Here is a 21,826-nt window from a genome sequence, read left to right as displayed (position 1 = left end):
TTTGCCAGGGCCGCCTTGGGCGTTATAGAGACGCCTGAAACCAAACGAAGGACAAGGCATGAATTCTGTTGTTTCCGCGCCTGCGGCCGCGTCGCCTGTGCAGGCGGACGAGATCGTCCGGCTGAGCGACGTCAAGCGGCGCTTCGGCACGACGCCCGCTTTGGATGGCGTGTCGCTGACGGTGCGCAAGGGCGAAATCCTCGGCATTATCGGCCGAAGCGGTGCCGGCAAGTCGACGCTGATCCGCTGCCTGAACGGGCTGGAGCAGGCCGATAGCGGCGAAATCCATATCGAAGGCCGCAACATTACCGGCTTGAGCGAGAAGGACCTGCAGCCGCTGCGCCGCCGCATCGGCATGATCTTCCAGCACTTCAATCTCCTGTCGGCAAAGACCGTCGAGGAAAACGTGGCGTTACCGCTGAAGATCGAGGGTCTCGGCAAGGCCGAGCGCCTGAAGCGCGCTGCCGAACTGCTCGATCTCGTTGGGCTATCCGACAAGGCCAAGGCCTATCCGTCCTCGCTCTCCGGCGGCCAGAAGCAGCGCGTCGGCATCGCCCGGGCTCTTGCTGCCCGTCCGGCGCTTCTGCTGTCGGACGAGGCAACCTCGGCGCTCGATCCGGAAACAACGCGCTCGATCCTGGCGCTGCTCAAGGACATCAACCAGAAGCTCGGCCTCACCATCCTGCTGATCACTCATGAGATGGAAGTGGTGCGCAGTGTTGCCGACCGGGCCGCTGTCATCGATGCCGGCCGCATCGTCGAGGAGGGCCAGGTCTGGTCGGTGTTTGCCGATCCACAGGCGCCAATCACCCAGCGCCTGCTCAGCGGCATCCGTCCGCAGCTGCCGGAACATATTGCCGCGCGGCTGTCTCCTGTGGCGGGGGACGAGCAGATCCTCAGCATCGACATGGCCGGTCCGGCTGCGCAAGGTGCGTTGTTTGCCGATCTCTCACAGGCGCTGCCGCAATCCTTCCGCCTCGTCCATGGCGGCATCGATCACATCCAGAACCAGCCGGTGGCGCGGTTCTTCATTGCCGTTCCCGCGCGCGATGCTGCGCTGCCGGAAAAGGTCCAGAATTTTCTAAAAGCTCGCGGTGCGCGGGTGGAGGTGCTTGGTTATGACGCCAATCATGCTTGAACTGCTTTTCCGCTCCTTGTGGGAAACCATCCTGATGACTGGTGCCTCCGGCATTATTTCGTTGGTCGCTGGGCTGCCGCTCGGCCTGGCGCTGGTCGCCACCAGCCGTGGGGGCATCGCCGAAAAGCCGTGGTTGAACAGCGTGCTCGGCGCCATCGTCAATGGCTTCCGCTCCGTGCCCTTCATCATCCTGCTCGTCGCGCTGATCCCGCTGACCCGCCTGATCGTCGGCACCGCGCTTGGCACCTGGGCGGCGATCGTGCCGCTGGCCATTGCCGCCACGCCCTATTACGCTCGCATCGCCGAAGTGTCGCTGCGTGAGGTCGATCGCGGCCTGATCGATGCCGTGCGCGCCATGGGCGGCAATCGCTGGACGATCATCCGTGAAGTGCTGGTGCCGGAAGCGCTGCCGGGCATCATCTCCGGGTTCACGGTGACACTGGTGACCCTGGTTGGCGCCTCCGCCATGGCTGGCGCCATTGGGGCCGGTGGCCTCGGCGATCTTGCCATCCGCTACGGCTACCAGCGGTTCGAGACAACGGTGATGATCGCCGTGGTGATCGTGCTGATCGTTCTGGTCTGCGGCATCCAGTGGCTTGGCGACCGCCTTGTCGCCAAGCTGGACCACAAGTAGCCGGCTAAGTTCTTTTGTGCCTGAAAGCGGCGGCGGGGTGCGAGGCGGTCAACCGTCCATCTTCGCCGCCGAACAGTTTCTGCCGCAGCGGTCCCTTAGCATAATCCGTCTTGAACACGCCGCGCTCCTGCAGCACCGGCACGACCATGTCGACGAAATCCGCCAGGCTCTCCGGCGCCACGGTTCGGGCGAGGTTGAAACCGTCGATACCAGCCTCCTCGATCCACATCTGCAGATGATCGGCAATCTGTTCCGGCGAACCGACCACCGGTTTCATCCGGCTTCCCAGCAGCATCTGCCCGGTAATCTGCCGCACCGTCACCGGTTTGGCCGCTTGCCTGGTGATTGCCGCCAGCGCCGACTGGTTGGCATTGGTGGTCAACTGTTCGATCGGCTCATCAAGCCCATACTTTGATAGATCAATGCCAATGGAGCTGGAATAATGTGCCAGCGAGGCTTCGGTGCTTGCGTGGTTGCGATAGTCTTCCAGCTTGTCCTGCGCTTCCTTCTCCGTTCGTCCCACAACGACCGTCAACAGAGTGAGGATGCGCAAGGCATCTCGGCCCCGGCCGAACTCTTCGGCTTTCCCGCGCAAGCCTTCGACAATGGGTCTGGCAGCCTGTGGTGTGGCACTGGCGATGAAGACGCATTCCGCATGTTTACCGGCAAAATCCTGCCCCCGCGCCGAAGCCCCGGCCTGAAACAAAAGCGGCGTGCGCTGCGGCGAGGGCTCGCTGAGATGGATGCCCTCCATCCGGTGGTGACGCCCGTCATGCTTCACGGCGCGCACCTTGGATGGATCGGCAAACATGCGCGCCGCCTTATCACGCAGCACCGCGTCGTCGTCCCAGCTGCCTTCCCAGAGCTTGTAGAGGATCTCGAGATATTCTTCCGCCGCATCGTAGCGAGCATCATGATCCGGTTGCAGTTCCAGCCCCATGCTGCGGGCGGCACTGTCGAGATAACCGGTAACGATATTCCAGCCGATCCGGCCTTTGGTCAGGTGATCCAATGTCGACATGCGCCGCGCCAGAAGAAACGGTGGCTCGTAGGTGGTGTTGACGGTGACGCCGAAACCCAGATGCTTGGTGACAAACGCCATGGCTGAAATCGGGATGAGCGGATCGTTGACCGGGATCTGCGCGCCGGTCTCGATCGTCGGGGCCGGGCTGCCTTTGTAGACGTCGTAAACCCCGACAATATCCGCCAGGAACAGCCCGTCGAGCTTGCCGCGTTCGGCTGTCATGGCCAGATCCGTCCAGTAATCGAGATCGGTATAGCGCATCGATTGATCGCGCGGATGGGCCCACAGACCATGATTGATGTGCCCGACACTGTTCATGTCGAAGGCGTAAATCTGCATTGTCTTCATCCTGCCGTTTCCCTGTCTTTCGGTCGCGCTTTTCTCTGTTTCGTATCATTCCGGCGAAAAGACCCAAGTCCTTCGTTAATTTAGATTCGCATTATGCAAGTATCGCAAATCCGGGAATTTTTTATCTCTATAAATTCTATGAATTTTACAATGATTAAACACCATTCCCCCGGAGCCTTCGGCGCGGAATGCCATTGAACCATTGCCGGGAGAAGGACATGACAATCAACCGACGCCGCCTTTTGGGAACTGCGACCTTAGCCGTTCTCGCTTTTGCAACGCAGAGCAATTTCTCCTACGCCGCAGACGTCAACGTCAATATCGGTTACCAGCCGATCGTCGAGCCGTCACGCGTGCCGCAGGCCGACGGTACCTATGAAAAGGTGACCGGTGCCAAGATCAACTGGCAGAAATTCGACAGCGGTGCCGACGTGATCACCGCGATTGCTTCCGGCTCGCTCGATATCGGTTATGTCGGCTCGTCGCCGCTGGCCGCTGCTGCCAGCCGGGAAATTCCGATCGAGACGATTTTCGTCGTTGGCCTGATCTCGGAAGCCGAGGCGTTGGCCGTCAAGGGGGTCACCAAACCGGAAGACCTTGCCGGCAAGAAGATCGCCACGCCGTTCGTCTCCACTGCCCATTACAGCCTGCTGACGGCGCTGAAGCACTGGAAGGTCGATCCGAAGTCGGTCGAGATCCTCAACCTGCGGCCGCCGGAAATCGCGGCGGCCTGGGCGCGTGGCGATATCGATGGCGCTTACGTGTGGGATCCGGTCCTGTCGGAACTCAAGAAGACCGGTAGCGTGCTTGCCACCTCGGCGGATGTCGCCGCATGGGGCGGCCCGACCTTCGATGCCTGGATCGTCAGCAAGAAATTTGCTGAAGAGCATCCGGAAATCGTCACCGGCTTCGTTCAGGTGACCGGCAAGGCCTATGCCTCCTATCGCGCCAATCCGGACAGCTGGAGTGCAGCGTCACCGGAAGCAGCAAAGATTGCCAAGCTCACCGGGGCAAAGGTAGAAGACGTTCCGCTCCTTCTGAAAGGCTATCACTTCCCGACGCTGGAAGAGCAGGCCGGAGCAGATCTGCTCGGCGGCGGTACGGCAAAGGCCGTGGCGGAAACGTCGGCCTTCCTCTTGGAACAGGGCAAGATCCCGGCCGTCCTCCCCGATTATGCGCCTTACGTCTCATCGCGCTGGGTCGTCGAAGCCGCCAAGGCCGGTCTCTAACAAGCAAGGCGCTGGAACCCCACGCGGATCCAGCGCCTCAACCATCGGTGTGATCATGAGCGTCCTGTCGCTGCAATCCGTCTCTCTGGCGTTTCCCGCCGATCGCGACAGCCGTCAGCCGCGGCTGGTGCTCGGCGGCGTGACGTTGCATCTCGCATCCGATGAATTCATTGCAGTCATAGGTCGCTCCGGCTCCGGCAAGACCAGCCTTCTCAATCTCGCTGCAGGTTTCCTGAAACCCACATCCGGCCGCGTCTCGGTGGATGGGGCAGACATTACCGGCCCGGCCGCTGATCGTGCCGTCGTCTTCCAGGACGATGCGCTCTACCCCTGGCTCAATGCTCGCGACAATGTGGCCTTTCCTCTGAAGCTCAAGGGGGTCGCCAAGGGTGAACGCCGGCTGCGGGCCGATGACCTGCTTGTCAAGGTCGGTCTGGAAAACGCCAGCGCCAAGAATATCTGGGAATTATCGGGCGGTATGCGCCAGCGCGTCGGCATCGCGCGCGCGCTGGCGTCCGAACCGCGTTTCCTGCTGCTCGACGAGCCGCTCGGCGCGCTCGATGCGCTGACGCGGACCCGTCTGCAGCAATTCCTGCTCACCGTCTGGTCGGACAGCAAGACCGGCGCGCTGCTCATCACCCACAGTATCGAGGAAGCCATGCTGCTGGCCACCCGCGTCGTCGTGCTGGCGCCCAATCCCGGCCGCATCGTCGCCGATATTCCGGCAAGCTTCGGCCGGCAGCTGCTCAGCGGGAAATCTCTGCAGGACATCAAGGAGACGCCGGAATACCGGCGCCTTCACGATGGCCTCACCGGCCTCATCCATGCGGACGCCGAGGAGGACGCGGCATGACTATCAATATCGGCGCTATCGTACCCACCACGCCCGCAGCGCCTGCAGATGTCGCCATCGAAGCGCAAAAGCCCAAGAAGCGCAGTCTTGGCACTCTGCCGATCTCGTTGGCGACCATCGCCGTTATCATCGCGGCCTGGGGCCTGGCCTCGGCCTATGGCGTCGTGTCGCCGCTGTTCTTGCCGTCGCCTCTGATTGTGCTGAAGGCGATCCATTCCGTCGCGGTCAATGGCTTCGTCGATTCGACGCTTGCCGAGCATACGCTCGCCAGCCTGCTGCGCATTTTCGCAGCGCTTGCTGTCGCCCTCATCATCGGCATTCCGGCAGGCCTTGCCATCGGCACAAGCCGTATCGGCAAAGGCATTCTCGATCCCGTCGTCGAGTTCCTCCGGCCGCTACCGCCGCTTGCCTACCTGCCGCTGATCATCATCTGGATCGGCATCGGCGAGGCCTCGAAGATCACCGTCATCGCGCTGGCCATGCTGCCGCCGATCATCCTGTCGACGGCGGCGGGCGTCAAATCCGCGCCTGCTGATTTCATCAATGCCGCAAGATCGTTCGGCGCGACCCGCGTGCAAATCCTCCTTCAGGTTATCCTGCCCAGCACCATTCCTTCGATTCTCACAGGAACCCGCATCGCGCTCGGCGCTGGCTGGTCGACACTGGTGGCGGCAGAACTGGTGGCCGCAAGCCGCGGCCTCGGTTTCATGATCCAGTCGGCCGCGCAATTCCTCGTCACCGACATCGTGATTGCCGGCATTATCGTGATTGCCGCCATTGCGTTTCTGTTCGAAATTCTAGCGCGGTTGCTTGAGCGCTGGTTCGTGCCATGGGCCGCGCATCGATAGCCGGAAGGCTCGCTACCGGGGCTCGACCGTCTGGCTGAGATAGGTCGGGTCGAACTGCGCCAGGTCCTGCAGGCGCGCCCAATCGAGAATGGTGATCATCTGGCCGATCCAGGTGAGCAGCTCGGCCTTGCGAAGGATCTGCAGGGTTTTGTTGAGGTGCACCAGCGATATGCCGAGCACATCGGCCAGCTCCACCTGGGTCAGTGGAAAATGGAAACTGTAGCCGGTGGTCCGGCCGACGACCTGCAATCGCATGAACAGTTCGCAGACCAGATGGGCAAGGTGCGCCTTCTTGGAACGCCGGCCCATCGCCACGATCCATTCCCGGTGGATGGCGCCATCGACCAGCGTGTCCAGCCAGAGCAGGCGGCTGAGATGCGGTTGCGATTCGGTAATCGCCTTGAGATCGCCGTGTTCAACGAACGCCACATGGCATTGCGACATGGCAACAATGCCATGGTCCATGGTTTTCAGCAAAAACGCATGCAGATCGACGAAATCGCCGGAGATGTGCAGGGCGGTGATCTGGCGCGTGCCATCGGCCAGGAACTTGTAGCGTGCCGCAAAACCATCGATCAGCAGCGTGCTGTAGCCCGGCCGCGATCCCTCGACGACGATCTCCTCGTCCACCTTGAAACGCCGGTCGCGCCAGATCAGGTTTCTGAGCAAGGCTATCTCGTGAGGTGACACCACATCATGGCTTTGAAGATTGAGAAGGAGGGAATCGATCAATTTGCGGCATGCCATGTGAGGGATGGGCTCTCCACCTATCCCACAAACGGCCGCGGCTCATTTAACATTGACACATGTGCACCAAATCTCCTTGTTTTCAGGAACTATTTTCACGTCAGCGAATTCCTGGATATTCAAAGGGATGCGAAGATGATGAGCCGATATTTTTTCGATCTGCACAATGGCGACGGCGCAACCCGCGACGAAAGCGGGTTGGAGCTTTCAACGCGTGAAAGCGTCACGCGGGAAGTCAGCCGGATTCTGCTGGATGTCGTTCAGGACGAAATCGCCGAGCAGCCAAACGGTGCCGTATCCGTCGTCGTTCGCGACGACAACGGTAGGGCTGTTTCGATCGCCAACCTGACATTCAGCAATGCCTGGTTCGACGAGGAACGCGCCGACTAGAGGCGCGCCGTTCCCGGTAACCGCCGCTGGATGGCGAAGACGCCATTTGCAGCGTTGGCTCTAGATCATCGCCCGGCTGAGCCCGCCGTCGATCGGCAGGGCGACGCCGGTAATATACCCGGCCTGCCGGCTGGCCAGAAACGCCGCCGCTGCGCCGAACTCGGCCGGAGTACCATAGCGGCCAACCGGAATGTCCGACTGGCTGCGTGCCGCAACGGTCTCGATATCAAGCCCCTCGCTTTCGGCATCCATCCGGTCGAAGCTCAGCGTCCTGTCCGTCGCCAGTCGGCCGGGCAGAAGCATGTTGACGGTCACGCCTTCGCCCGCCACTTCGCCCGCCAGCGTCTTCAGCCAGCCGGCAACGGCGCTACGCAGCGCATTGGAGGCGGTGAGGCCGGGGATGGGTTCGCGAATGCTGGTGGAGGCCACAGCCATGATGCGGCCCCAGCCGTTCTGCCGCATCGGCGGCAGCAACCGGTTGGTGATCCGCATCCCCGCCAGCACCATTGTATCGAACTGAGCGCGCCAGAACGCCGGATCGATTTCCGCCGCAAGGCTTGGCGGCGGCCCACCACCGTTCAGCACGAGAATATCGATCTGTCCGAAGTCCCTCGCAAGCAGGTCGAGAAAGGGATCGATGACGTCAGCGTCTGCAAGATCAAGCGCAAAGCCCTTGGCCGAATCACCGATTTGCGCCGCACTCTGCGCTGCTTTCGCCTGATCGCGGCCCGTCAGAGCGACAACGGCCCCTTCGGCCGCCAGCGCCTCGGCGATCCCATGCCCCAGCCCCTTGCTGCCGCCGAGAACGAGTGCCCGCTTGTCTTTGATGCCGAGATTCATGGTCTGCTCCACATTGCCTTACTTTGGTAAAGGCAATGTTGGACAGGCTCGGGCGTGCATAGTCAATGGGCGTGGACATCGATCAAACCCGGCCGAAACTGGAGCGTAGCCTTGATTGGAGGTACGGGCGGCGCTTGGGCAGCGGCGGCCGTTATTCAGCGCTGCGCGCGCAGAATACGCTTCCAGATCGTGCCGCCAAGGAACCTGTTGAAAACCACGAAATAGGCAATGACGAGCGCCATCATCAACAATGCTGGGCCGCCCTGGAGATTGAAGCCTTCTTCAGTTTTTCCGCCAAAAAGCGAAGCAACCAGATAGCCCAATACAAAAAATGCGGTGAGGAAATCCAATATGGCAGCAAGAACGATGCGCCACGTCGAAGGTCCTTTTTGAAATTGCGTATCGGTCATCGATGTGCCCCTTGCTGGTTCCAGGCGAACTTTATCGCGCCGCCAGTTGATTCTACAATTGACGTCACGCGGAGATTACAACGGCCAGACTAAAAACGAGATGGAAGGCAGGAAAGGCCGCCTGGTAAGTCGTAACAAACCTTTTCAGGGAGCGGCGTATTCCCTTGAGCAGTGCAATTTCATTGGAAAGGATTGGTGGAGCTAAGCGGGATCGAACCGCTGACCTCTTGCATGCCATGCAAGCGCTCTCCCAGCTGAGCTATAGCCCCATTTTGGGTCCGGCTAGGCCGGTTCCGGGAAGGCCGTCCGGAATGTTTATCCAGTCGGTTGGCGGCTTAATACTTCTGCTTTTTGCAGATGGCAAGCCGAAAAAGACAAAGGGCCGAGTTTTTATTCGGTGAGCCCGGAGCCTTGCGTCCGCATGGGGATAAAAACCCCGCGCGGACGCCAATCGTTTGAATTCTGTGAGGTTTAGAGGCAGGCCTTAATCGGGCCTGCCAGGCTGCAATATCCACTGGATAATAAGTTGCCAGGAACTGATCCGGTATTCTCGAGGGGCGTGGACTTTGCTGAGAGACCTGGGCGCACTTGCACTTGGTCTTGAAGCGCAAGGATGATCAACCTTCGGGAGTGTTCCCAAAGCGGCCAGTGTTAAAGGGTCTTGCATTGGTGACCGGGATGGTTTCGCCGGCTGTCACCTGTAGCGTCTGCCTTGAAACGCGTGGGGCTCTCATGCCGATAACGTCGCCGGGAGTATGCAGCGCCCATGTCATCAGCGACTTGCCGGAGATCGCTGCGAAGTTTGCGCCCCGTTTCCAGGATCCGGTCATTGGCAGGGACCCGATGACTTCCATCCGCGTCTTCAAGGTCGCCTGCGCCGTGGCGAACGGCTCAAATCCGGCAGATCCCTGCAATGCTGCGGGCGTTTCGATCGCTGGAAGTGCCGAAATAGGTCCGATCGAAGCCGTCTCGATATTGTCCGGAGAGAGAGTGCTGATGGTCAGAATAGCTGGCCGTATCGACGGTATCGGAACAGCATAGGAGGAAAGATCAGTGAACGGTTGTTTTTCAATGTCGCCGCCGGGAGTAGTCTGCACCGCCAAGGCATCCAGGGCTTTGCTTCGAGGCGCAGAATAGAGCGCTGTCAGCGGGCCGCGCCGTTCGCCATCCGCACGCGACGCTTCCGCAGGCGATTTGGCGTTATTGTCTTGCCGCGCCGTGCTGGCGATCTTGATCGAGGCGGGGCTGACGCGTTTTTTGTAGTCCGCCACCGCTTGCGTGTAGCCAGGCAGCGAGCTGCCGTCGGCTGCGAGATGCATCGTGCGCCCGTTCGGGAATATCCGCGCAAGCTCCTTGCGTGACATGCGGGGCCAGGCACGGACATTGCCGACGTCGAGATGGACGAACGGTGATCCGGAAGTGGGGTAATAACCAACGCCGCCAGCTTGCATCTGCATTGCAAGGGCGCGCACTGTCGAGAGCTTGACGCCGGGAATAAAGAAATCCATGGCCTTGCCGAGCGTATGCTGGCTGTTTTTGGCGACGCCTGTGCTGCGCGAGCGGGACCGCAACATGCTATTGGTTGCCGGGGATCGATAGGCGGAGACGATGTGGATGTAGCCGTTTGCGCCGCTGCGGTCGTAAACCTCCCACACCAGATCAAGCAGGCGGGGATCCATGCGGGCGGGCTCGTTCCGCCGCCAGTCACGCAGCAACCGGTTGATCTTGTCCATTCCCTTGGGGTCGAACCGCCCGTTGCGCTTATAGGTGATCGTGGCTTTTTCGCCCGTGTGCGTGAAGTACAGCTTCAGCGCGCGATCCTCCGCGGCCGCGGTGATCGCGGATCCGAGGATGGCGGCCAGCGCAAAGAGCGTCGTCATGGCCAGCCGCGTGACGTGGTTGACGATGCCGGACACCAGTGCTGCAGCCTGATTGATTACATATCCGGCTGAACTCTGGTTCCCTACATACACTGACACAACAAACCTCGCCTCAAGTTGATCTACTCAAACACTTCGGAATGGCCGCGCTCAATGCGGCCTCCGGCATGAATTATGGTCAACAAAATGCTAACAAGCGGTTGATGATCGCGTGCGATGCAATATTTGCAATTCGGCAAGCCGATGTTTCCACCCCGGCGCGGAGGCATCGGGCAAAATGGATTATTGAGTCCGCGGTAAGCGGTCAGTGAACAGCGCTGGCTGGCGGGTCGACGCTTCGGGCGGAGCCGCCAGCCGCGATGGACCGATCGGAGCTCGTCCGGATTGCGCCTGTCTTGTCAAAGTGACGGGACGTAACCCCGAGCTTATCATATCGCGGCACATCGCCAGTCCCTAGTGCGGCAGAACCGCGTCAAGGATGCTTTTGCGTTTTAGATCAGGAGAGAGGGCTGTCTGCGCGTTCCGTTGGGATGACGGTATGGGCAGCGTATGAGCGGTGGGCTGATTCAGCCCGGAAGCAAAGGCGCTTCGCTCATCGTGAAGTCTAACGATCCGGCTGTCTCAAACTCCCGCCGTCGAGAGTTTGAGACATATAGGTCTTTAATCAGCCGGTTGATCGGGTCTCGAAATTAGACCTCGTCGTCGTCGTCCGATACGCCGATCAGGTCGGACAGGCCGTCCTCGTCGTCTTCGTCGGCTTCGAGGAACGTATCGTCGTCATCGCCTTCGATTTCGACGTCATCATCGCCCAGATCCGGAATGTCGTCGCCGCCAGCTGCTTCGCTGTCAGCGTCCTCAAGCGAAACCAGTTCCACTTCAGGGTTCTCGGTATCGACTTCCTGAACCTCGTCTTCTTCGGCAGCCTTTTCCATTACCTTGGCAACGGATGTTTCCTCGAAGAAGGAGAGCGGATAGGATTTTCCGGTATAGGGAGAAACGATCGGGTCCTTGTTCAGGTCGTAGAATTTACGGCCCGTTTCCGGATCGACGCGTTTTGTTCCAAGTTCCGCTTTTGCCACGGTCAAAGCCTCTTGAATGGCCGGGAATACCGGCATTTGCCGGTATACCGGCGTTGAAGGTAAAATGAATTAGCCGGTCCCCATAATCGTCTTGGCCCCGTCTGTCAAAGATTAACTTGTCGAAGCGCCCGCTGCGCTTTTCTTTGGAGGAGAGGATGACCATTCTGCAACTTGCTGTTACGCAGCCTGCAAAGTCGCGGATAGCGAGTTCCAGGCGGCCAAGGCTTTTCAGCTGCCTAGACAGGGCATGCGGGTGCATTTCGTAAAAAAGCTTGCCGTAAAGAACGATACTGTGAGATTTCAGGGGTGCCGGGCGGCTCGCCACGACGATCATATCCATTTTCAGGTAGCCAAATGACTTTCATTATCGCCATCGACGGGCCTGCGGCAGCGGGCAAAGGAACATTGTCCCGCCGGATCGCCGAGGACTATGGTTTCCATCACCTCGATACAGGCCTGACTTACCGCGCCACCGCCAAGACGTTGCTGGATGCTGGTCTGCCGCTGGACGACGAGAGGATTGCCGAGCAGATGGCACGCGACGTGGACCTTGCCGGGCTCGACCGCAGCGTTCTTTCAGTGCATTCGATCGGTGAGGCAGCCTCGAAGATCGCCGTCATGCCATTGGTGCGCCAGGCCCTTGTCGAGACACAGCGCGCCTTTTCGTTACGCGAACCCGGAACGGTACTCGATGGCCGCGATATTGGAACGGTTGTCTGCCCAGATGCGCCGGTGAAGCTTTATGTGACGGCATCGGCCGAGGTCCGCGCCCGGCGCCGCTTCGACGAGATCATCGGCAATGGCATTCCCGCCGATTTCCTCGAGATTCTCGCTGATATCATCAAGCGCGACGAGCGCGACATGGGGCGGGCCGATAGCCCGCTGCGCCCGGCCTCCGATGCGCACTTGCTAGATACGTCCGAAATGAGTATAGAGACCGCATTCTTAACGGCGAAGATGTATATCGACGCCGCATTGAACCAATAGTCCGAACCACCATCCCCGCGCCGGATTTGCTCCTTCATGATTGGAGCGGATGGTTTTTGGACCTGTCAACGCTAACCCCCGGCGCCTGTGCCCCATGAAGGCACATCAGGAGTATTCATGTCTCAAGCTAACCCCACCCGCGACGATTTTGCCGCGTTGCTGCAGGAATCCTTTGCTACGCAGGATCTTGCCGAAGGCTACGTCACTAAGGGTATTGTTACGGCCATCGAGAAGGACGTCGCTATCGTTGACGTCGGCCTCAAGGTCGAAGGCCGCATCGCTCTGAAGGAATTCGGCACGAAGGGCAAAGACGGCACGCTGAAGGTCGGCGATGAAGTCGAAGTTTACGTCGAGCGCATCGAAAATGCGATGGGCGAAGCTGTTCTGTCGCGCGAAAAGGCTCGCCGCGAAGAGAGCTGGGTCCGTCTCGAAGTCAAGTTCGAAGCCGGCGAACGCGTCGAAGGCGTCATCTTCAACCAGGTCAAGGGTGGTTTCACCGTCGATCTGGATGGTGCCGTTGCCTTCCTTCCGCGCTCGCAGGTCGACATCCGTCCGATCCGCGACGTCACCCCGCTGATGCACAACCCGCAGCCCTTCGAAATCCTCAAGATGGACAAGCGTCGCGGCAACATCGTTGTTTCGCGCCGTACGGTTCTTGAAGAATCGCGTGCTGAACAGCGTTCGGAAATCGTCCAGAACCTCGAAGAAGGCCAGGTTGTTGACGGCGTCGTCAAGAACATCACCGATTACGGTGCGTTCGTTGACCTCGGCGGCATCGACGGCCTGCTGCACGTCACCGACATGGCATGGCGCCGCGTCAACCATCCTTCGGAAATCCTGAACATCGGCCAGCAGGTCAAGGTTCAGATCATCCGTATCAACCAGGAAACCCACCGCATCTCGCTCGGCATGAAGCAGCTCGAGTCGGATCCTTGGGATGGCATCGGTGCCAAGTACCCGGTCGGCAAGAAGATCTCCGGTACCGTCACCAACATCACCGACTACGGTGCATTCGTAGAGCTGGAGCCGGGCATCGAAGGCCTGATCCACATCTCCGAAATGTCCTGGACCAAGAAGAACGTACACCCCGGCAAGATCCTGTCCACGACGCAGGAAGTCGACGTTGTCGTTCTCGAAGTCGACCCGACCAAGCGCCGCATCTCGCTGGGCCTCAAGCAGACGCTCGAGAACCCGTGGCAGGCATTCGCGCACAGCCATCCGGCTGGCACGGAAGTTGAAGGCGAAGTCAAGAACAAGACTGAATTCGGTCTGTTCATCGGTCTCGACGGCGACGTTGACGGCATGGTGCACCTCTCCGACCTCGACTGGAACCGTCCAGGCGAACAGGTCATCGAAGAGTTCAACAAGGGCGACGTCGTCAAGGCTGTCGTTCTGGATGTGGACGTCGAAAAGGAACGCATCTCGCTCGGCATCAAGCAGCTTGGCAAGGATGCAGTCGGCGACGCCGCTACCTCCGGCGATCTGCGCAAGAACGCCGTTGTTTCGTGCGAAGTCCTGGCCGTCAACGACGGTGGCATCGAAGTGAAGCTCGTCAACCACGAAGACCTCACCTCGTTCATCCGCCGTGCCGATCTGTCGCGTGACCGCGACGAACAGCGTCCGGAGCGTTTCTCCGTTGGTCAGGTTGTCGACGCCCGCGTCACCAACTTCTCCAAGAAGGACCGCAAGGTCATGCTGTCGATCAAGGCTCTGGAAATCGCTGAAGAGAAGGAAGCCGTCGCACAGTTCGGTTCGTCCGACTCCGGCGCTTCGCTGGGCGACATCCTGGGCGCAGCCCTGAAGAACCGCGGCGGCGAATAAGCCTAGCGGACTGAATAAAGAAGCCCGCGGAAAGCGATTTCCGCGGGCTTTTTCGTGTCCTGCTCTAAAGCTGCGTTTGCCAGAGAAACGGATCAGCCGTAGCCGCCCATGCGGCGGTAGAGATCATAGGCGTCTCCGGTCTCGCTTTCATCGTCTTCTGCGGCCGGTTGCGGCATGGCGCCGGTGTCGTCGTCCTGCTCGCCGCGCTCTTCGCGACGCTGGCCTTCATCCTCGTCATCGTCTCCGGAGAAGGCTGGTTGTTCTTCCTCCTCAATCTTCACAGCGCGCGTCTCCTGCGTCTTGGCCGGCAGGTAGGGGATCATCGCGAAGGGTATCGCTTCTCGCGGGATACCAACGTCCGGCAGCCGGGGCGTCAAGGCTTCTCGCGCATTCTCTTCCATCGTCGCGGGATGCAGGAGCGCCTGGCGGCTCGCCGCTCTTTCCTCCGGTCCATCCATCATGGCGCTCCAGGTATCGGGTTCGAGCCCAAGCGGCTCCATCTGGTCGCCGATATCGCCGGTGAACAACGATGTGTCCGGCAGCAACTCGGCGTTATCGGCTGCCTCCAGCTCGGCAAACAGGATTTCGGCGCTCATGTCTGCGGTGTCGCCGGCAAGCATCGCAAACAGCGTGTCGGGTGTGTCCGGGGCTGCACCGGGCAGCGGCAGGCTGGCTTCGACCAGCGCTTTCAGTGCCTGGGCAAGGCTCTTCTCGGGGCGCTCCATCTCTGCTTCGGCTGACGCAGAAGGCATATCATCGGCATCCGCGAAGGACTGATCCTGTGGTTCGATCTCCAATTTCCACTCGCCGAGATCGTGACCCTTGAAGCCATCGACCTCTTTGAGATCGCGCGCCACGGCCGGTTTGGCGGGTAGTGTCCCCGCATGTGCCGGCGTGTCCGGTTCTGTTTCGAGCATCCGGAAATCGTCGCCATCGGTGTCGGCTTCCGGCCTGCTCGTACCGGTAGACTGCTCAGGCTGCTTGGGCGCTTCCTTTGGTTCGGAAAGGTCCAACCCCAGCTCCTTCGCCAGCCCGGCCTTTAGCCGGTCATCCATGCCGGATGCGATCGTGGCGACCAGCGACAAGGCCTCCGGGTCTGCGGCCAGAAAGGCTGCTGCGGCGCGCAGCAACGGGATCGTGTCGGAGTTGGACTTGGCTGGCTGTGGCAGTTGGCCGTTGGCAACGGCACCGTTATTGCCGCGTGCCGCTTGGGCCTTTGCCGGCTGCTCAGCGCGCAACGCAGTCGCCGGGCCGTCCTCGTTGAGGCTTTCTTCGAAAGCGATGATTGCAGGAGCCGTCTCGTCACCACCGAAGGCCTTTTTCAGCGCTGCCTGCAACATGCCGGGATCGGCAATGATGGCTGGGCTGGCCATGATCGTTTGCGACGCGGTAAAGGGAGCCTGCCGGCCCGGTGCGGGTGTCTGCGTTGGGAGCGATTTGCCCTCCGGCAGTGTGGTGCCGGTGCGGGGCACTGTCGGCGGCACGAAGGGCTTGTCCAGCAGGCGCGGCATATCGATGATCGAGGGCATCTTCAGCACCTCGGCGAGGATCTTGATGGAGGCAGCCAGATTGCTCTGCCCCAGCTGTTTTTCCAACGCCGCCCGCGCTGCAGGTGGCAATGTCTCCAGGAAGACGACGAGCCGCTTGCTGAAATCGCGCAGGGTTTCCTGTGGCAGCGGCGGAAGTTTCAGGATCTTGGCCAGCGTATCGAGCAGTCGGATCAGGGCGTCCTTTGGCAAAGGGGCGCTTCCGAGCAGATGCCGGTTCAATGTCTCCAGAATTTTAAGAACCACCTCCGACTGGTTTCCCGAAATCCGGCCCGGTATTGCCACCGGCGGCGTCCGCTCTCGCGGCGTGACGGCTTCAACGGCGGCCGCCACCTGCACCGCAGCAACGGGCGTCTTGACTGAGAGAATGGGCATGAGCATCGCAATCTCCGTCACGTTCTGGTTGAGGCCACGCGGCCAGATTTATTCGGTATGCCGGCTAGAGGATCGGCATCGCTAGGCGTATGTCAGGGAATTATGGCGCGTCATGCGCATGCCCGACGGCTCATTCACGGCCAGACCAGACTGCGGCGGCTGCTTCGGAACCAAGGTGGCCGAGCATTGTATGTTTCCATATTAGGCTGGAATGATTGACAGAATATTAACCATACCAAGGGCGCGCTATCGGGGATGGCCAGGCATCTCTTGGCCCTTGCCGCCCCTTCGTCGCTCGCGTACATCTTTGCGCTGCGTCGCCGCCCATAGCGCGGCGAGCATGGAATTGCTTTCGGGGGGAATGCGATGAACCTGACCAACCTGATCCTCAATACCGACAGCTATAAGTTCAGCCATTTCCTTCAATATCCGCCAGGCACCCGTGGCATCTCCGCCTATATCGAGACGAGGGGCCATCCGGATCAGGCTGATGTTCTGTTCTTCGGGCTGCAGATGTTTCTGAAGGAATATCTCGGCAAGCCGGTGACCCGTGCCGATGTCGATGAGGCCGAGGCGATCGTTCTTGCCCATGGCTTGCCGTTCAATCGTGCCGGATGGATGCGTGTCGTCGATCATTTCGGCGGTTATCTTCCGCTTGAGATCCAAGCCTTGCCAGAAGGCACCCTGTTGCGGCGCGGCGTACCGATGGTGCAGGTGGTCAATACCGATCCGGACAGCTTTTGGCTGACGTCCTATATCGAGACCGCGCTGCTGCGCGCCGTCTGGTATCCATCATCGGTCGCCAGCAATGCCCGCAAGATCAAGCAGATCATCCGGCCGATTCTCGAGAAAACCTGCGACGATCCGGACGCTGCCTTGCGGTTCCGCCTGCACGATTTTGGCGCTCGCGGTGTTGGTGCGCTGGAGCAGGCTGGCATCGGTGGAGCCGCCCATCTCGTCAATTTCATGGGCACTGACACCATGACCGGCGTGGTTTATGCCCGGCGCTATTATGGTGCCGAAATGGCCGGGTTCTCGATTCCTGCGTCCGAACATTCGACGATGACCGCTTGGGGTGTCGAGCGGGAAGCGGAGGCCTATTCCAACATGATCGACCGCTTTGCCGGCGGCGGCATGTTCGCCGTCGTGTCGGATAGCTATGATATCAACTACGCGGTCTCGGAAATCTGGGGCGAGCAGTTGCGTGAAAAGGTCAGGGCCAGCGGCGGGACGGTGGTCATCCGGCCCGACAGCGGCGATCCGATCGAGACGCCGGTGCATGTGGTGAAGCAGCTCGATTATCATTTCGGCTCTACGCTGAACGGCAAAGGCTACAAGGTGCTCGACAAGTCCGTCCGGGTCATCCAGGGCGATGGCATTTCCAATGCCGATATCAGCCAGATCCTCGGCCGGCTGGAAGCCTTCGGGTTTTCGGCCGAGAATATCGCTTTTGGCATGGGCGGCAGCCTGCTGCAGAAGGTCAACCGCGATAGCTATTCCTTCGCCATGAAGACCAATGCGCGGCTCGACGACACCGGAAAATGGCATGACGTTTTCAAACGCCCCGCCACCATGAACGTCAAGGCCTCGAAGGCGGGCCGCCAGGCTGTTGTCAACGGGCTCGGCGGTCTTGAAGCTGCGCGCCTTGATGAACTCAAGGACCGGCACAATTATCTCGAAACGGTCTGGAAAAATGGCGACCTGCTGCGGGACTGGAGTTTCGAGGAAATCCGCGCCCGCGCAAAATAGGATATTGCCTGACGGCTCGTGCCGCTCCATCTTGATTCTGGTTTATCGTGGAGCCTTCAGGATGACGGTTCGCCTGCCCCAATCCCTGATTTCGTCTTTTGGCAAGGATACCGGCCTCAATCTGCTCGAATACGAGCTGATGTCGGAGCGGGCTGACGCGCTTGGACGGCACGGTTTGAAAGTGGAAAAGGCGATTGTCGCCTTGAGCGTGCTCAGCGATCCCAAAACGACTACAGCGCAGCGCGAGCAGCTGCTGAACGATGCCGCCGATGTCGTCTGGGCCTTCTTCATCCAGCGCGAAATCTGCGGCCTGCGCTCAAACCGCGATGCGGTCCAGCGTTATTCCATCCCGAAGGAAGTGATGGCGCGCCTCGGTATTGTAAGGGCCAAATCGTAATCAGGCGGCCTTCGCCCCTTCGGCCTGGCGCTTGAGAATTTCGTAGATTCCGTTTTCGTCCAGGCTGACGGCCAGAATGCCGGTTGCTTCCGCATTCTCTCCTACCGGCGCTGCTGCGTCTCCAGGGCCTGCACGAGCAAGGAGCACGGTTGCATCGGCCTCTTCCTTGGCTTCGTCGGTCGTGTCCGTCGTTCCAGCTTCCGCACTGGTCGTATCGGCCAGGCCACCCGTGCTGCTGGCAGCACTGCTTTCCGCCTCTTCTTCAATCTCTGCCATTTCGGCGCCCGCAGCCAAAGTCAGAAGCAGATCGACCGATGTGACAACATCTGGGGCGGGCTTGCCTTCAGATGCAGGTGCGCCTGCTTCACTGGGTGGGTTGAGGATGGCGTCATTGACCTTTTCGATCGTGTCCTGAACGTCCTTCACGTCCTCAAGTTTCTCGCCCGCCTCCAGCTTGCGAATATCCTCTTCGCGCTCTTTGCGCGTTTCGGTATTCTCGACGCGGGTCGGGTCGGACTGTTGTGTCCGCTCGAGCTTCAGTTCTTCGATGGATTTCGGATCGGCGATATCCTCCATCCGCTGGATCGCGATCTGCGTATCCTCCACCGATGTCCCGTCGGTGCGTGCGGCATCATCGAGGACCTCCTGGACGATTTTCGCCTGGGTTCCGTAGGGGTACTTGATTGCCGCCACCATCTGGGCGGCGGTCAGGCCCAGATCCCGCAGGCCGGTCTTCGTTTCAAGCTCCTCGATGCTGGCCGGCATCGATTTGCGCACGCTGGCCATCGTTTCACCGATGCGTTTGCTGTATCCATTGTCGCTTTCGTCTTCCTTCTGCGTCAGCCCGTATTGGGTCACAAAGCGGGCCGCCATCTTGGTCATTTCGGTCGGCTCTTCGGCCGTACCATTCAGGGCGGCATCGATATCGCCGACAGAGACCCGGAAACGGGCAAGCGTGATTTCCTGTGCTTCTCCCGGGATGGACGAGACGACGGGAAGGTTGGCTTCCTTCTTGCCGATCATCGACACCAGCGTCAATGAATCCCCGACGCGGGTACCGAAATCCATATCGGATTCCCCCTCGCTGCGCGATACACCCAGGACGTTCAAAAAGCGGGAGATCAGTTCCGCCATTGCACTGTCGTCGCTCTTCAGGGCGCCGAAGAAGTGGGCGTTGACCTTGTCGTTCAGGGCTGCGTGGCTCTTGCTCGCCGAAATGCGGGCCTTGAGGATATCGTCTTCTTTGGTTTCCTTGCGCGCCTTCTTTTCGTCTTCGACACGCCTCTCATCTGCCTGGTCGATCATCGACTGCATGAGAGTGGTGGTGACGGCTCCGGCACTGGACTGAAGAGGGGTAATCATGGCTGCTCCGCGCGGTCTGCAACGTGGGATATCGTTAACAATAACCGGCAACCATTAATTCCTGATTAACCTATTTTCGCTTTGGTTGTATTAGGGGTGCATCATGCACCGAGGGCGGCCAAACCGTCCTCTTTGTCATCTCGGCGCAGGTGGCCGCGGTTTGCAGACGACCGTCACCAACACGAAACTAACGTAGAGAAGCAAATACCAGGAACCCAATTTCTGCAGCGACACCATGTGCCATTCCGTCTGGCCGGGATAAAGCCATATGCCTGTTGCCGTTCCGATGTTCTCGGCAATCCAGAGAAAGATGCTGGTGAAGAAAGCCGCCAGAACCAGCGGCATCCAGCGCGCTTTCCGCTCTACGGTGAAATAGACCCGCACCCGTCCGAAAAGGAGGAGCGTGGCTGCAAAAAGGCCGATGCGTATATCCGTCACATAGTGATGGCTGTAGAAATTGACGTAGATATCGGCCGCCAGAAGGGCTGTCAGAACGAAGGGAGGATAGTGGGTGAACCGCATGTCGAAGATGCGGATGGCGCGGGCCATGTAGCTGCCGACAGACGCGTACATAAAGCCGGAGAAAAGCGGCACACCGGCAATCTGGAGGATCGCATCCTCGGGATAGACCCAGGATCCCATCCGAACCTTGAAGATCTCCATGCACGTTCCCGTGACATGGTAGATCAGGATGACCTTGGCCTCCTCCCAGCTTTCCATCTTCAGGCGCAGGAAGGTAATCTGGATGAGCAACGCCGCCAGAAACAGCGCATCGTAGCGATTGACCACCCAATCATCGTTCCAGACGAGTTTGGTGGCGATGATCAAAAACAGCACAAGTGCGCCAAACAGGCATGACCACGCCTGTTTCAGGCCAAACAGAATGAATTCGGCAAGCGCCGGCGGCAACCTGTTCAGTTGCTGGCGGATCCACACGCGTAGGGGTTCAAGAAAAGGCCCGGTCTGGTGATCTTTAAGCGGCCGCATCAGCTGTGCGCGAAGATATCCGTGTCTTCCCAGCCGATCAGGTCAAGCTTGGAACGGGTCGGCAGGAACGCGAAGCAGGCGTCGGCATGGTCGGCGCGGCCATCGCGGATCAGGCGTGCAGTCAGCTTGTCGCGCAGCGCATGCAGATGCAGCACGTCGGATGCGGCATATTCTACCTGCGCCTGCGAGAGCTTTTCGGCAGCCCAGTCGGAGGACTGCTGATGTTTGGAAATATCGACGTCGAGCAGTTCCTTCAGATTATCCTTCAGGCCGTGCCGGTCGGTATAGGTCCGTGTCAGCCGCGAGGCGATCTTGGTGCAGAATACCGGCGTTGTGGTCACGCCGAACGTCTGGAACAGCACAGCGATATCGAAACGGCCGAAATGGAAAATCTTCTGGCGTGTCGGGTCTTCCAGCATGGCGATAAGGTTCGGTGCCTGTGTCTGACCCTTGGCGATCCGGATCACGTCGGCGGTACCGTCGCCGGGCGAAAGTTGTACGACGCAGAGCCGGTCGCGGCGTGGAATGAGGCCGAGTGTTTCCGTGTCGATGGCGATGGCACCCTTGTAGCGGGCCGCGTCTTCAACTGAAATGTCGCCTTCGTGAAGCCGTATTGTATTTGCCATGGAAAACCCCACATCAGCCGGACAAGGTGCAGCACTTTGGTTCAAGTCGTTGGGCTATAGCGCAACTTCACCGGAAACGATACCGTCTCCTCACGCCCGGGGGAGAGCAATGGCGTTCACGGGCACCAGTTGGAACGTAGATGTTGATCTTGCAGACTGTTTTTCTCTCGACCGCCCTGATCCTGTCCGGTGTCCCGGCCGTCGCAGCTCAGCTGTCCACAGCGCCCGTGCAGCTTGCCCAGGTCTACACCGATCTGCCCGGTGTGAAGACGCCGGAAGAGGCTTTCGATGCCAAGCGGATCTACTGCGAGCAGACCGTCGTCGAGCGCGAGGGCCATCCCACTTTTGCGCCACGCTACCGGACCATCAACAATTGCCGCCAGGGCAATGGGCCCGTGTTCCAGTCGCCTGGCACACCCCGGTCGAATGACCGGCAGCTGCGCGGCCTCGATTATTAGGCCTAACGCCCCCTCCGGCCGCCTTGCAAATTGCCGGATCATCATACACCTTCCTGCAACGAGGAGTGCCGGGCTTTTCCCAAGCCGGGCGAGGGAG

At 59.9% G+C, this 21,826-nt stretch carries 22 protein-coding genes and 1 tRNA gene; 11 read left to right on the top strand and 12 right to left on the bottom strand.

Features of this window, described 5'->3' with window-relative positions:
- Positions 1 to 58: 58 nt before the first annotated feature.
- Both R6X40_RS21005 and R6X40_RS21000 read left to right on the top strand, forming a co-directional pair.
- Entirely contained in the window at positions 59 to 1,138 is a 1,080-nt protein-coding gene (locus R6X40_RS21005; protein WP_318415749.1) for a methionine ABC transporter ATP-binding protein, read from the top strand.
- Positions 1,119 to 1,772: a methionine ABC transporter permease gene (locus R6X40_RS21000; RefSeq protein ID WP_318415748.1), complete on the top strand. Its 654-nt coding sequence runs from the start codon at positions 1,119 to 1,121 to the stop codon at positions 1,770 to 1,772. The genes R6X40_RS21005 and R6X40_RS21000 overlap by 20 nt, the downstream gene beginning before the upstream one ends.
- Before the next feature lie 4 nt (positions 1,773 to 1,776).
- On the opposite strand, the gene R6X40_RS20995 is transcribed toward R6X40_RS21000, so the two are convergent.
- Entirely contained in the window at positions 1,777 to 3,144 is a 1,368-nt protein-coding gene (locus tag R6X40_RS20995; RefSeq protein ID WP_318415747.1) for an LLM class flavin-dependent oxidoreductase, read from the bottom strand.
- 218 nt (positions 3,145 to 3,362) lie between these two features.
- Between R6X40_RS20995 and tauA the strand changes: the two genes are divergently transcribed.
- The 3 genes from tauA to R6X40_RS20980 are packed head-to-tail and all read left to right on the top strand — an operon-like array spanning position 3,363 to position 6,074.
- A complete protein-coding gene (tauA, locus tag R6X40_RS20990) occupies positions 3,363 to 4,373 on the top strand; it encodes a taurine ABC transporter substrate-binding protein (RefSeq protein ID WP_318415746.1) in 1,011 nt (336 codons plus the stop codon).
- Between the two features lie 55 nt (positions 4,374 to 4,428).
- Positions 4,429 to 5,226, top strand: coding sequence for a taurine ABC transporter ATP-binding protein (locus tag R6X40_RS20985; protein ID WP_318415745.1), 798 nt, complete (start codon positions 4,429 to 4,431; stop codon positions 5,224 to 5,226).
- On the top strand, positions 5,223 to 6,074 hold the full coding sequence (locus R6X40_RS20980; RefSeq protein WP_318415744.1) for an ABC transporter permease subunit: 852 nt from the start codon (positions 5,223 to 5,225) through the stop codon (positions 6,072 to 6,074). The genes R6X40_RS20985 and R6X40_RS20980 overlap by 4 nt, the downstream gene beginning before the upstream one ends.
- A gap of 12 nt (positions 6,075 to 6,086) precedes the next feature.
- Here R6X40_RS20980 and R6X40_RS20975 read toward each other — a convergent pair whose 3' ends face one another.
- Positions 6,087 to 6,806, bottom strand: coding sequence for a Crp/Fnr family transcriptional regulator (locus R6X40_RS20975; RefSeq protein WP_318416028.1), 720 nt, complete (start codon positions 6,804 to 6,806; stop codon positions 6,087 to 6,089).
- A 153-nt stretch (positions 6,807 to 6,959) separates the two neighbouring features.
- On the opposite strand from R6X40_RS20975, the gene R6X40_RS20970 reads away from it, so the two are divergent.
- Positions 6,960 to 7,211, top strand: coding sequence for a DUF6894 family protein (locus R6X40_RS20970; protein WP_412178435.1), 252 nt, complete (start codon positions 6,960 to 6,962; stop codon positions 7,209 to 7,211).
- A gap of 60 nt (positions 7,212 to 7,271) precedes the next feature.
- Here the strand turns inward: R6X40_RS20970 and R6X40_RS20965 are convergent, their stop codons facing one another.
- The 6 genes from R6X40_RS20965 to R6X40_RS20940 form a co-directional block, all read right to left on the bottom strand.
- Complete coding sequence (locus tag R6X40_RS20965; RefSeq protein WP_318415742.1) at positions 7,272 to 8,051, bottom strand: SDR family oxidoreductase; 780 nt, start codon at positions 8,049 to 8,051, stop codon at positions 7,272 to 7,274.
- Between the two features lie 155 nt (positions 8,052 to 8,206).
- Positions 8,207 to 8,461 carry a hypothetical protein gene (locus R6X40_RS20960; protein WP_318415741.1) on the bottom strand — a complete coding sequence of 85 codons (255 nt, stop codon included), beginning with the start codon at positions 8,459 to 8,461 and terminating at the stop codon, positions 8,207 to 8,209.
- Positions 8,462 to 8,654: 193 nt separating this feature from the next.
- A tRNA-Ala gene (locus tag R6X40_RS20955) sits at positions 8,655 to 8,730 on the bottom strand.
- A 348-nt stretch (positions 8,731 to 9,078) separates the two neighbouring features.
- Positions 9,079 to 10,440 carry a DUF882 domain-containing protein gene (locus tag R6X40_RS20950; protein WP_412178430.1) on the bottom strand — a complete coding sequence of 454 codons (1,362 nt, stop codon included), beginning with the start codon at positions 10,438 to 10,440 and terminating at the stop codon, positions 9,079 to 9,081.
- A gap of 590 nt (positions 10,441 to 11,030) precedes the next feature.
- Positions 11,031 to 11,420: a TIGR02300 family protein gene (locus R6X40_RS20945; protein ID WP_060638155.1), complete on the bottom strand. Its 390-nt coding sequence runs from the start codon at positions 11,418 to 11,420 to the stop codon at positions 11,031 to 11,033.
- Positions 11,368 to 11,760: a hypothetical protein gene (locus tag R6X40_RS20940; protein WP_318415740.1), complete on the bottom strand. Its 393-nt coding sequence runs from the start codon at positions 11,758 to 11,760 to the stop codon at positions 11,368 to 11,370. Before R6X40_RS20940 ends, R6X40_RS20945 begins: the two co-directional genes overlap by 53 nt.
- Positions 11,761 to 11,774: 14 nt before the next feature.
- On the opposite strand from R6X40_RS20940, the gene cmk reads away from it, so the two are divergent.
- Both cmk and rpsA read left to right on the top strand, forming a co-directional pair.
- On the top strand, positions 11,775 to 12,407 hold the full coding sequence (gene cmk, locus R6X40_RS20935; protein WP_318415739.1) for a (d)CMP kinase: 633 nt from the start codon (positions 11,775 to 11,777) through the stop codon (positions 12,405 to 12,407).
- Positions 12,408 to 12,524: 117 nt separating this feature from the next.
- Complete coding sequence (gene rpsA, locus R6X40_RS20930; RefSeq protein ID WP_318415738.1) at positions 12,525 to 14,228, top strand: 30S ribosomal protein S1; 1,704 nt, start codon at positions 12,525 to 12,527, stop codon at positions 14,226 to 14,228.
- Positions 14,229 to 14,320: 92 nt separating this feature from the next.
- On the opposite strand, the gene R6X40_RS20925 is transcribed toward rpsA, so the two are convergent.
- Positions 14,321 to 16,156: a hypothetical protein gene (locus tag R6X40_RS20925; RefSeq protein WP_318415737.1), complete on the bottom strand. Its 1,836-nt coding sequence runs from the start codon at positions 16,154 to 16,156 to the stop codon at positions 14,321 to 14,323.
- A gap of 360 nt (positions 16,157 to 16,516) precedes the next feature.
- Here R6X40_RS20925 and R6X40_RS20920 point away from each other — a divergent pair, with 360 nt between their 5' ends.
- Together R6X40_RS20920 and R6X40_RS20915 are read left to right on the top strand one after the other, a co-directional pair.
- Positions 16,517 to 17,899, top strand: coding sequence for a nicotinate phosphoribosyltransferase (locus R6X40_RS20920; protein WP_318415736.1), 1,383 nt, complete (start codon positions 16,517 to 16,519; stop codon positions 17,897 to 17,899).
- A 61-nt stretch (positions 17,900 to 17,960) separates the two neighbouring features.
- Entirely contained in the window at positions 17,961 to 18,296 is a 336-nt protein-coding gene (locus R6X40_RS20915) for a DUF6665 family protein (RefSeq protein ID WP_318415735.1), read from the top strand.
- Here the strand turns inward: R6X40_RS20915 and R6X40_RS20910 are convergent, their stop codons facing one another.
- The 3 genes from R6X40_RS20910 to R6X40_RS20900 form a co-directional block, all read right to left on the bottom strand.
- Complete coding sequence (locus tag R6X40_RS20910; protein WP_318415734.1) at positions 18,297 to 19,658, bottom strand: hypothetical protein; 1,362 nt, start codon at positions 19,656 to 19,658, stop codon at positions 18,297 to 18,299.
- Positions 19,659 to 19,793: 135 nt separating this feature from the next.
- Complete coding sequence (locus R6X40_RS20905) at positions 19,794 to 20,645, bottom strand: DUF817 domain-containing protein (protein ID WP_318415733.1); 852 nt, start codon at positions 20,643 to 20,645, stop codon at positions 19,794 to 19,796.
- Complete coding sequence (locus R6X40_RS20900; protein ID WP_318415732.1) at positions 20,645 to 21,271, bottom strand: ribonuclease D; 627 nt, start codon at positions 21,269 to 21,271, stop codon at positions 20,645 to 20,647. The genes R6X40_RS20905 and R6X40_RS20900 overlap by 1 nt, the downstream gene beginning before the upstream one ends.
- Before the next feature lie 140 nt (positions 21,272 to 21,411).
- On the opposite strand from R6X40_RS20900, the gene R6X40_RS20895 reads away from it, so the two are divergent.
- Positions 21,412 to 21,729: a hypothetical protein gene (locus tag R6X40_RS20895; protein WP_318415731.1), complete on the top strand. Its 318-nt coding sequence runs from the start codon at positions 21,412 to 21,414 to the stop codon at positions 21,727 to 21,729.
- Positions 21,730 to 21,826 lie beyond the last annotated feature (97 nt).

Source organism: Rhizobium sp. PL01, assembly GCF_033447125.1.
Lineage (GTDB): Bacteria > Pseudomonadota > Alphaproteobacteria > Rhizobiales > Rhizobiaceae > Pararhizobium.
Note: the sequence above shows the minus strand (reverse complement) of the source record. Positions and strands in the feature narration are given on the sequence as shown.

Excerpts from the sequence above, each read along its gene's own strand:
- R6X40_RS21005 (WP_318415749.1), top strand. The coding sequence starts at position 59 with ATGAATTCTGTTGTTTCCGCGCCTGCGGCCGCGTCGCCTGTGCAGGCG.
- R6X40_RS21000 (WP_318415748.1), top strand. The coding sequence starts at position 1,119 with ATGACGCCAATCATGCTTGAACTGCTTTTCCGCTCCTTGTGGGAAACC.
- R6X40_RS20995 (WP_318415747.1), bottom strand. The coding sequence starts at position 3,144 with ATGAAGACAATGCAGATTTACGCCTTCGACATGAACAGTGTCGGGCAC.
- tauA (WP_318415746.1), top strand. The coding sequence starts at position 3,363 with ATGACAATCAACCGACGCCGCCTTTTGGGAACTGCGACCTTAGCCGTT.
- R6X40_RS20985 (WP_318415745.1), top strand. The coding sequence starts at position 4,429 with ATGAGCGTCCTGTCGCTGCAATCCGTCTCTCTGGCGTTTCCCGCCGAT.
- R6X40_RS20980 (WP_318415744.1), top strand. The coding sequence starts at position 5,223 with ATGACTATCAATATCGGCGCTATCGTACCCACCACGCCCGCAGCGCCT.
- R6X40_RS20970 (WP_412178435.1), top strand. The coding sequence starts at position 6,960 with ATGAGCCGATATTTTTTCGATCTGCACAATGGCGACGGCGCAACCCGC.
- R6X40_RS20965 (WP_318415742.1), bottom strand. The coding sequence starts at position 8,051 with ATGAATCTCGGCATCAAAGACAAGCGGGCACTCGTTCTCGGCGGCAGC.
- R6X40_RS20960 (WP_318415741.1), bottom strand. The coding sequence starts at position 8,461 with ATGACCGATACGCAATTTCAAAAAGGACCTTCGACGTGGCGCATCGTT.
- R6X40_RS20940 (WP_318415740.1), bottom strand. The coding sequence starts at position 11,760 with ATGGATATGATCGTCGTGGCGAGCCGCCCGGCACCCCTGAAATCTCAC.
- cmk (WP_318415739.1), top strand. The coding sequence starts at position 11,775 with ATGACTTTCATTATCGCCATCGACGGGCCTGCGGCAGCGGGCAAAGGA.
- rpsA (WP_318415738.1), top strand. The coding sequence starts at position 12,525 with ATGTCTCAAGCTAACCCCACCCGCGACGATTTTGCCGCGTTGCTGCAG.
- R6X40_RS20925 (WP_318415737.1), bottom strand. The coding sequence starts at position 16,156 with ATGCTCATGCCCATTCTCTCAGTCAAGACGCCCGTTGCTGCGGTGCAG.
- R6X40_RS20920 (WP_318415736.1), top strand. The coding sequence starts at position 16,517 with ATGAACCTGACCAACCTGATCCTCAATACCGACAGCTATAAGTTCAGC.
- R6X40_RS20915 (WP_318415735.1), top strand. The coding sequence starts at position 17,961 with ATGACGGTTCGCCTGCCCCAATCCCTGATTTCGTCTTTTGGCAAGGAT.
- R6X40_RS20910 (WP_318415734.1), bottom strand. The coding sequence starts at position 19,658 with ATGATTACCCCTCTTCAGTCCAGTGCCGGAGCCGTCACCACCACTCTC.
- R6X40_RS20905 (WP_318415733.1), bottom strand. The coding sequence starts at position 20,645 with ATGCGGCCGCTTAAAGATCACCAGACCGGGCCTTTTCTTGAACCCCTA.
- R6X40_RS20900 (WP_318415732.1), bottom strand. The coding sequence starts at position 21,271 with ATGGCAAATACAATACGGCTTCACGAAGGCGACATTTCAGTTGAAGAC.
- R6X40_RS20895 (WP_318415731.1), top strand. The coding sequence starts at position 21,412 with ATGTTGATCTTGCAGACTGTTTTTCTCTCGACCGCCCTGATCCTGTCC.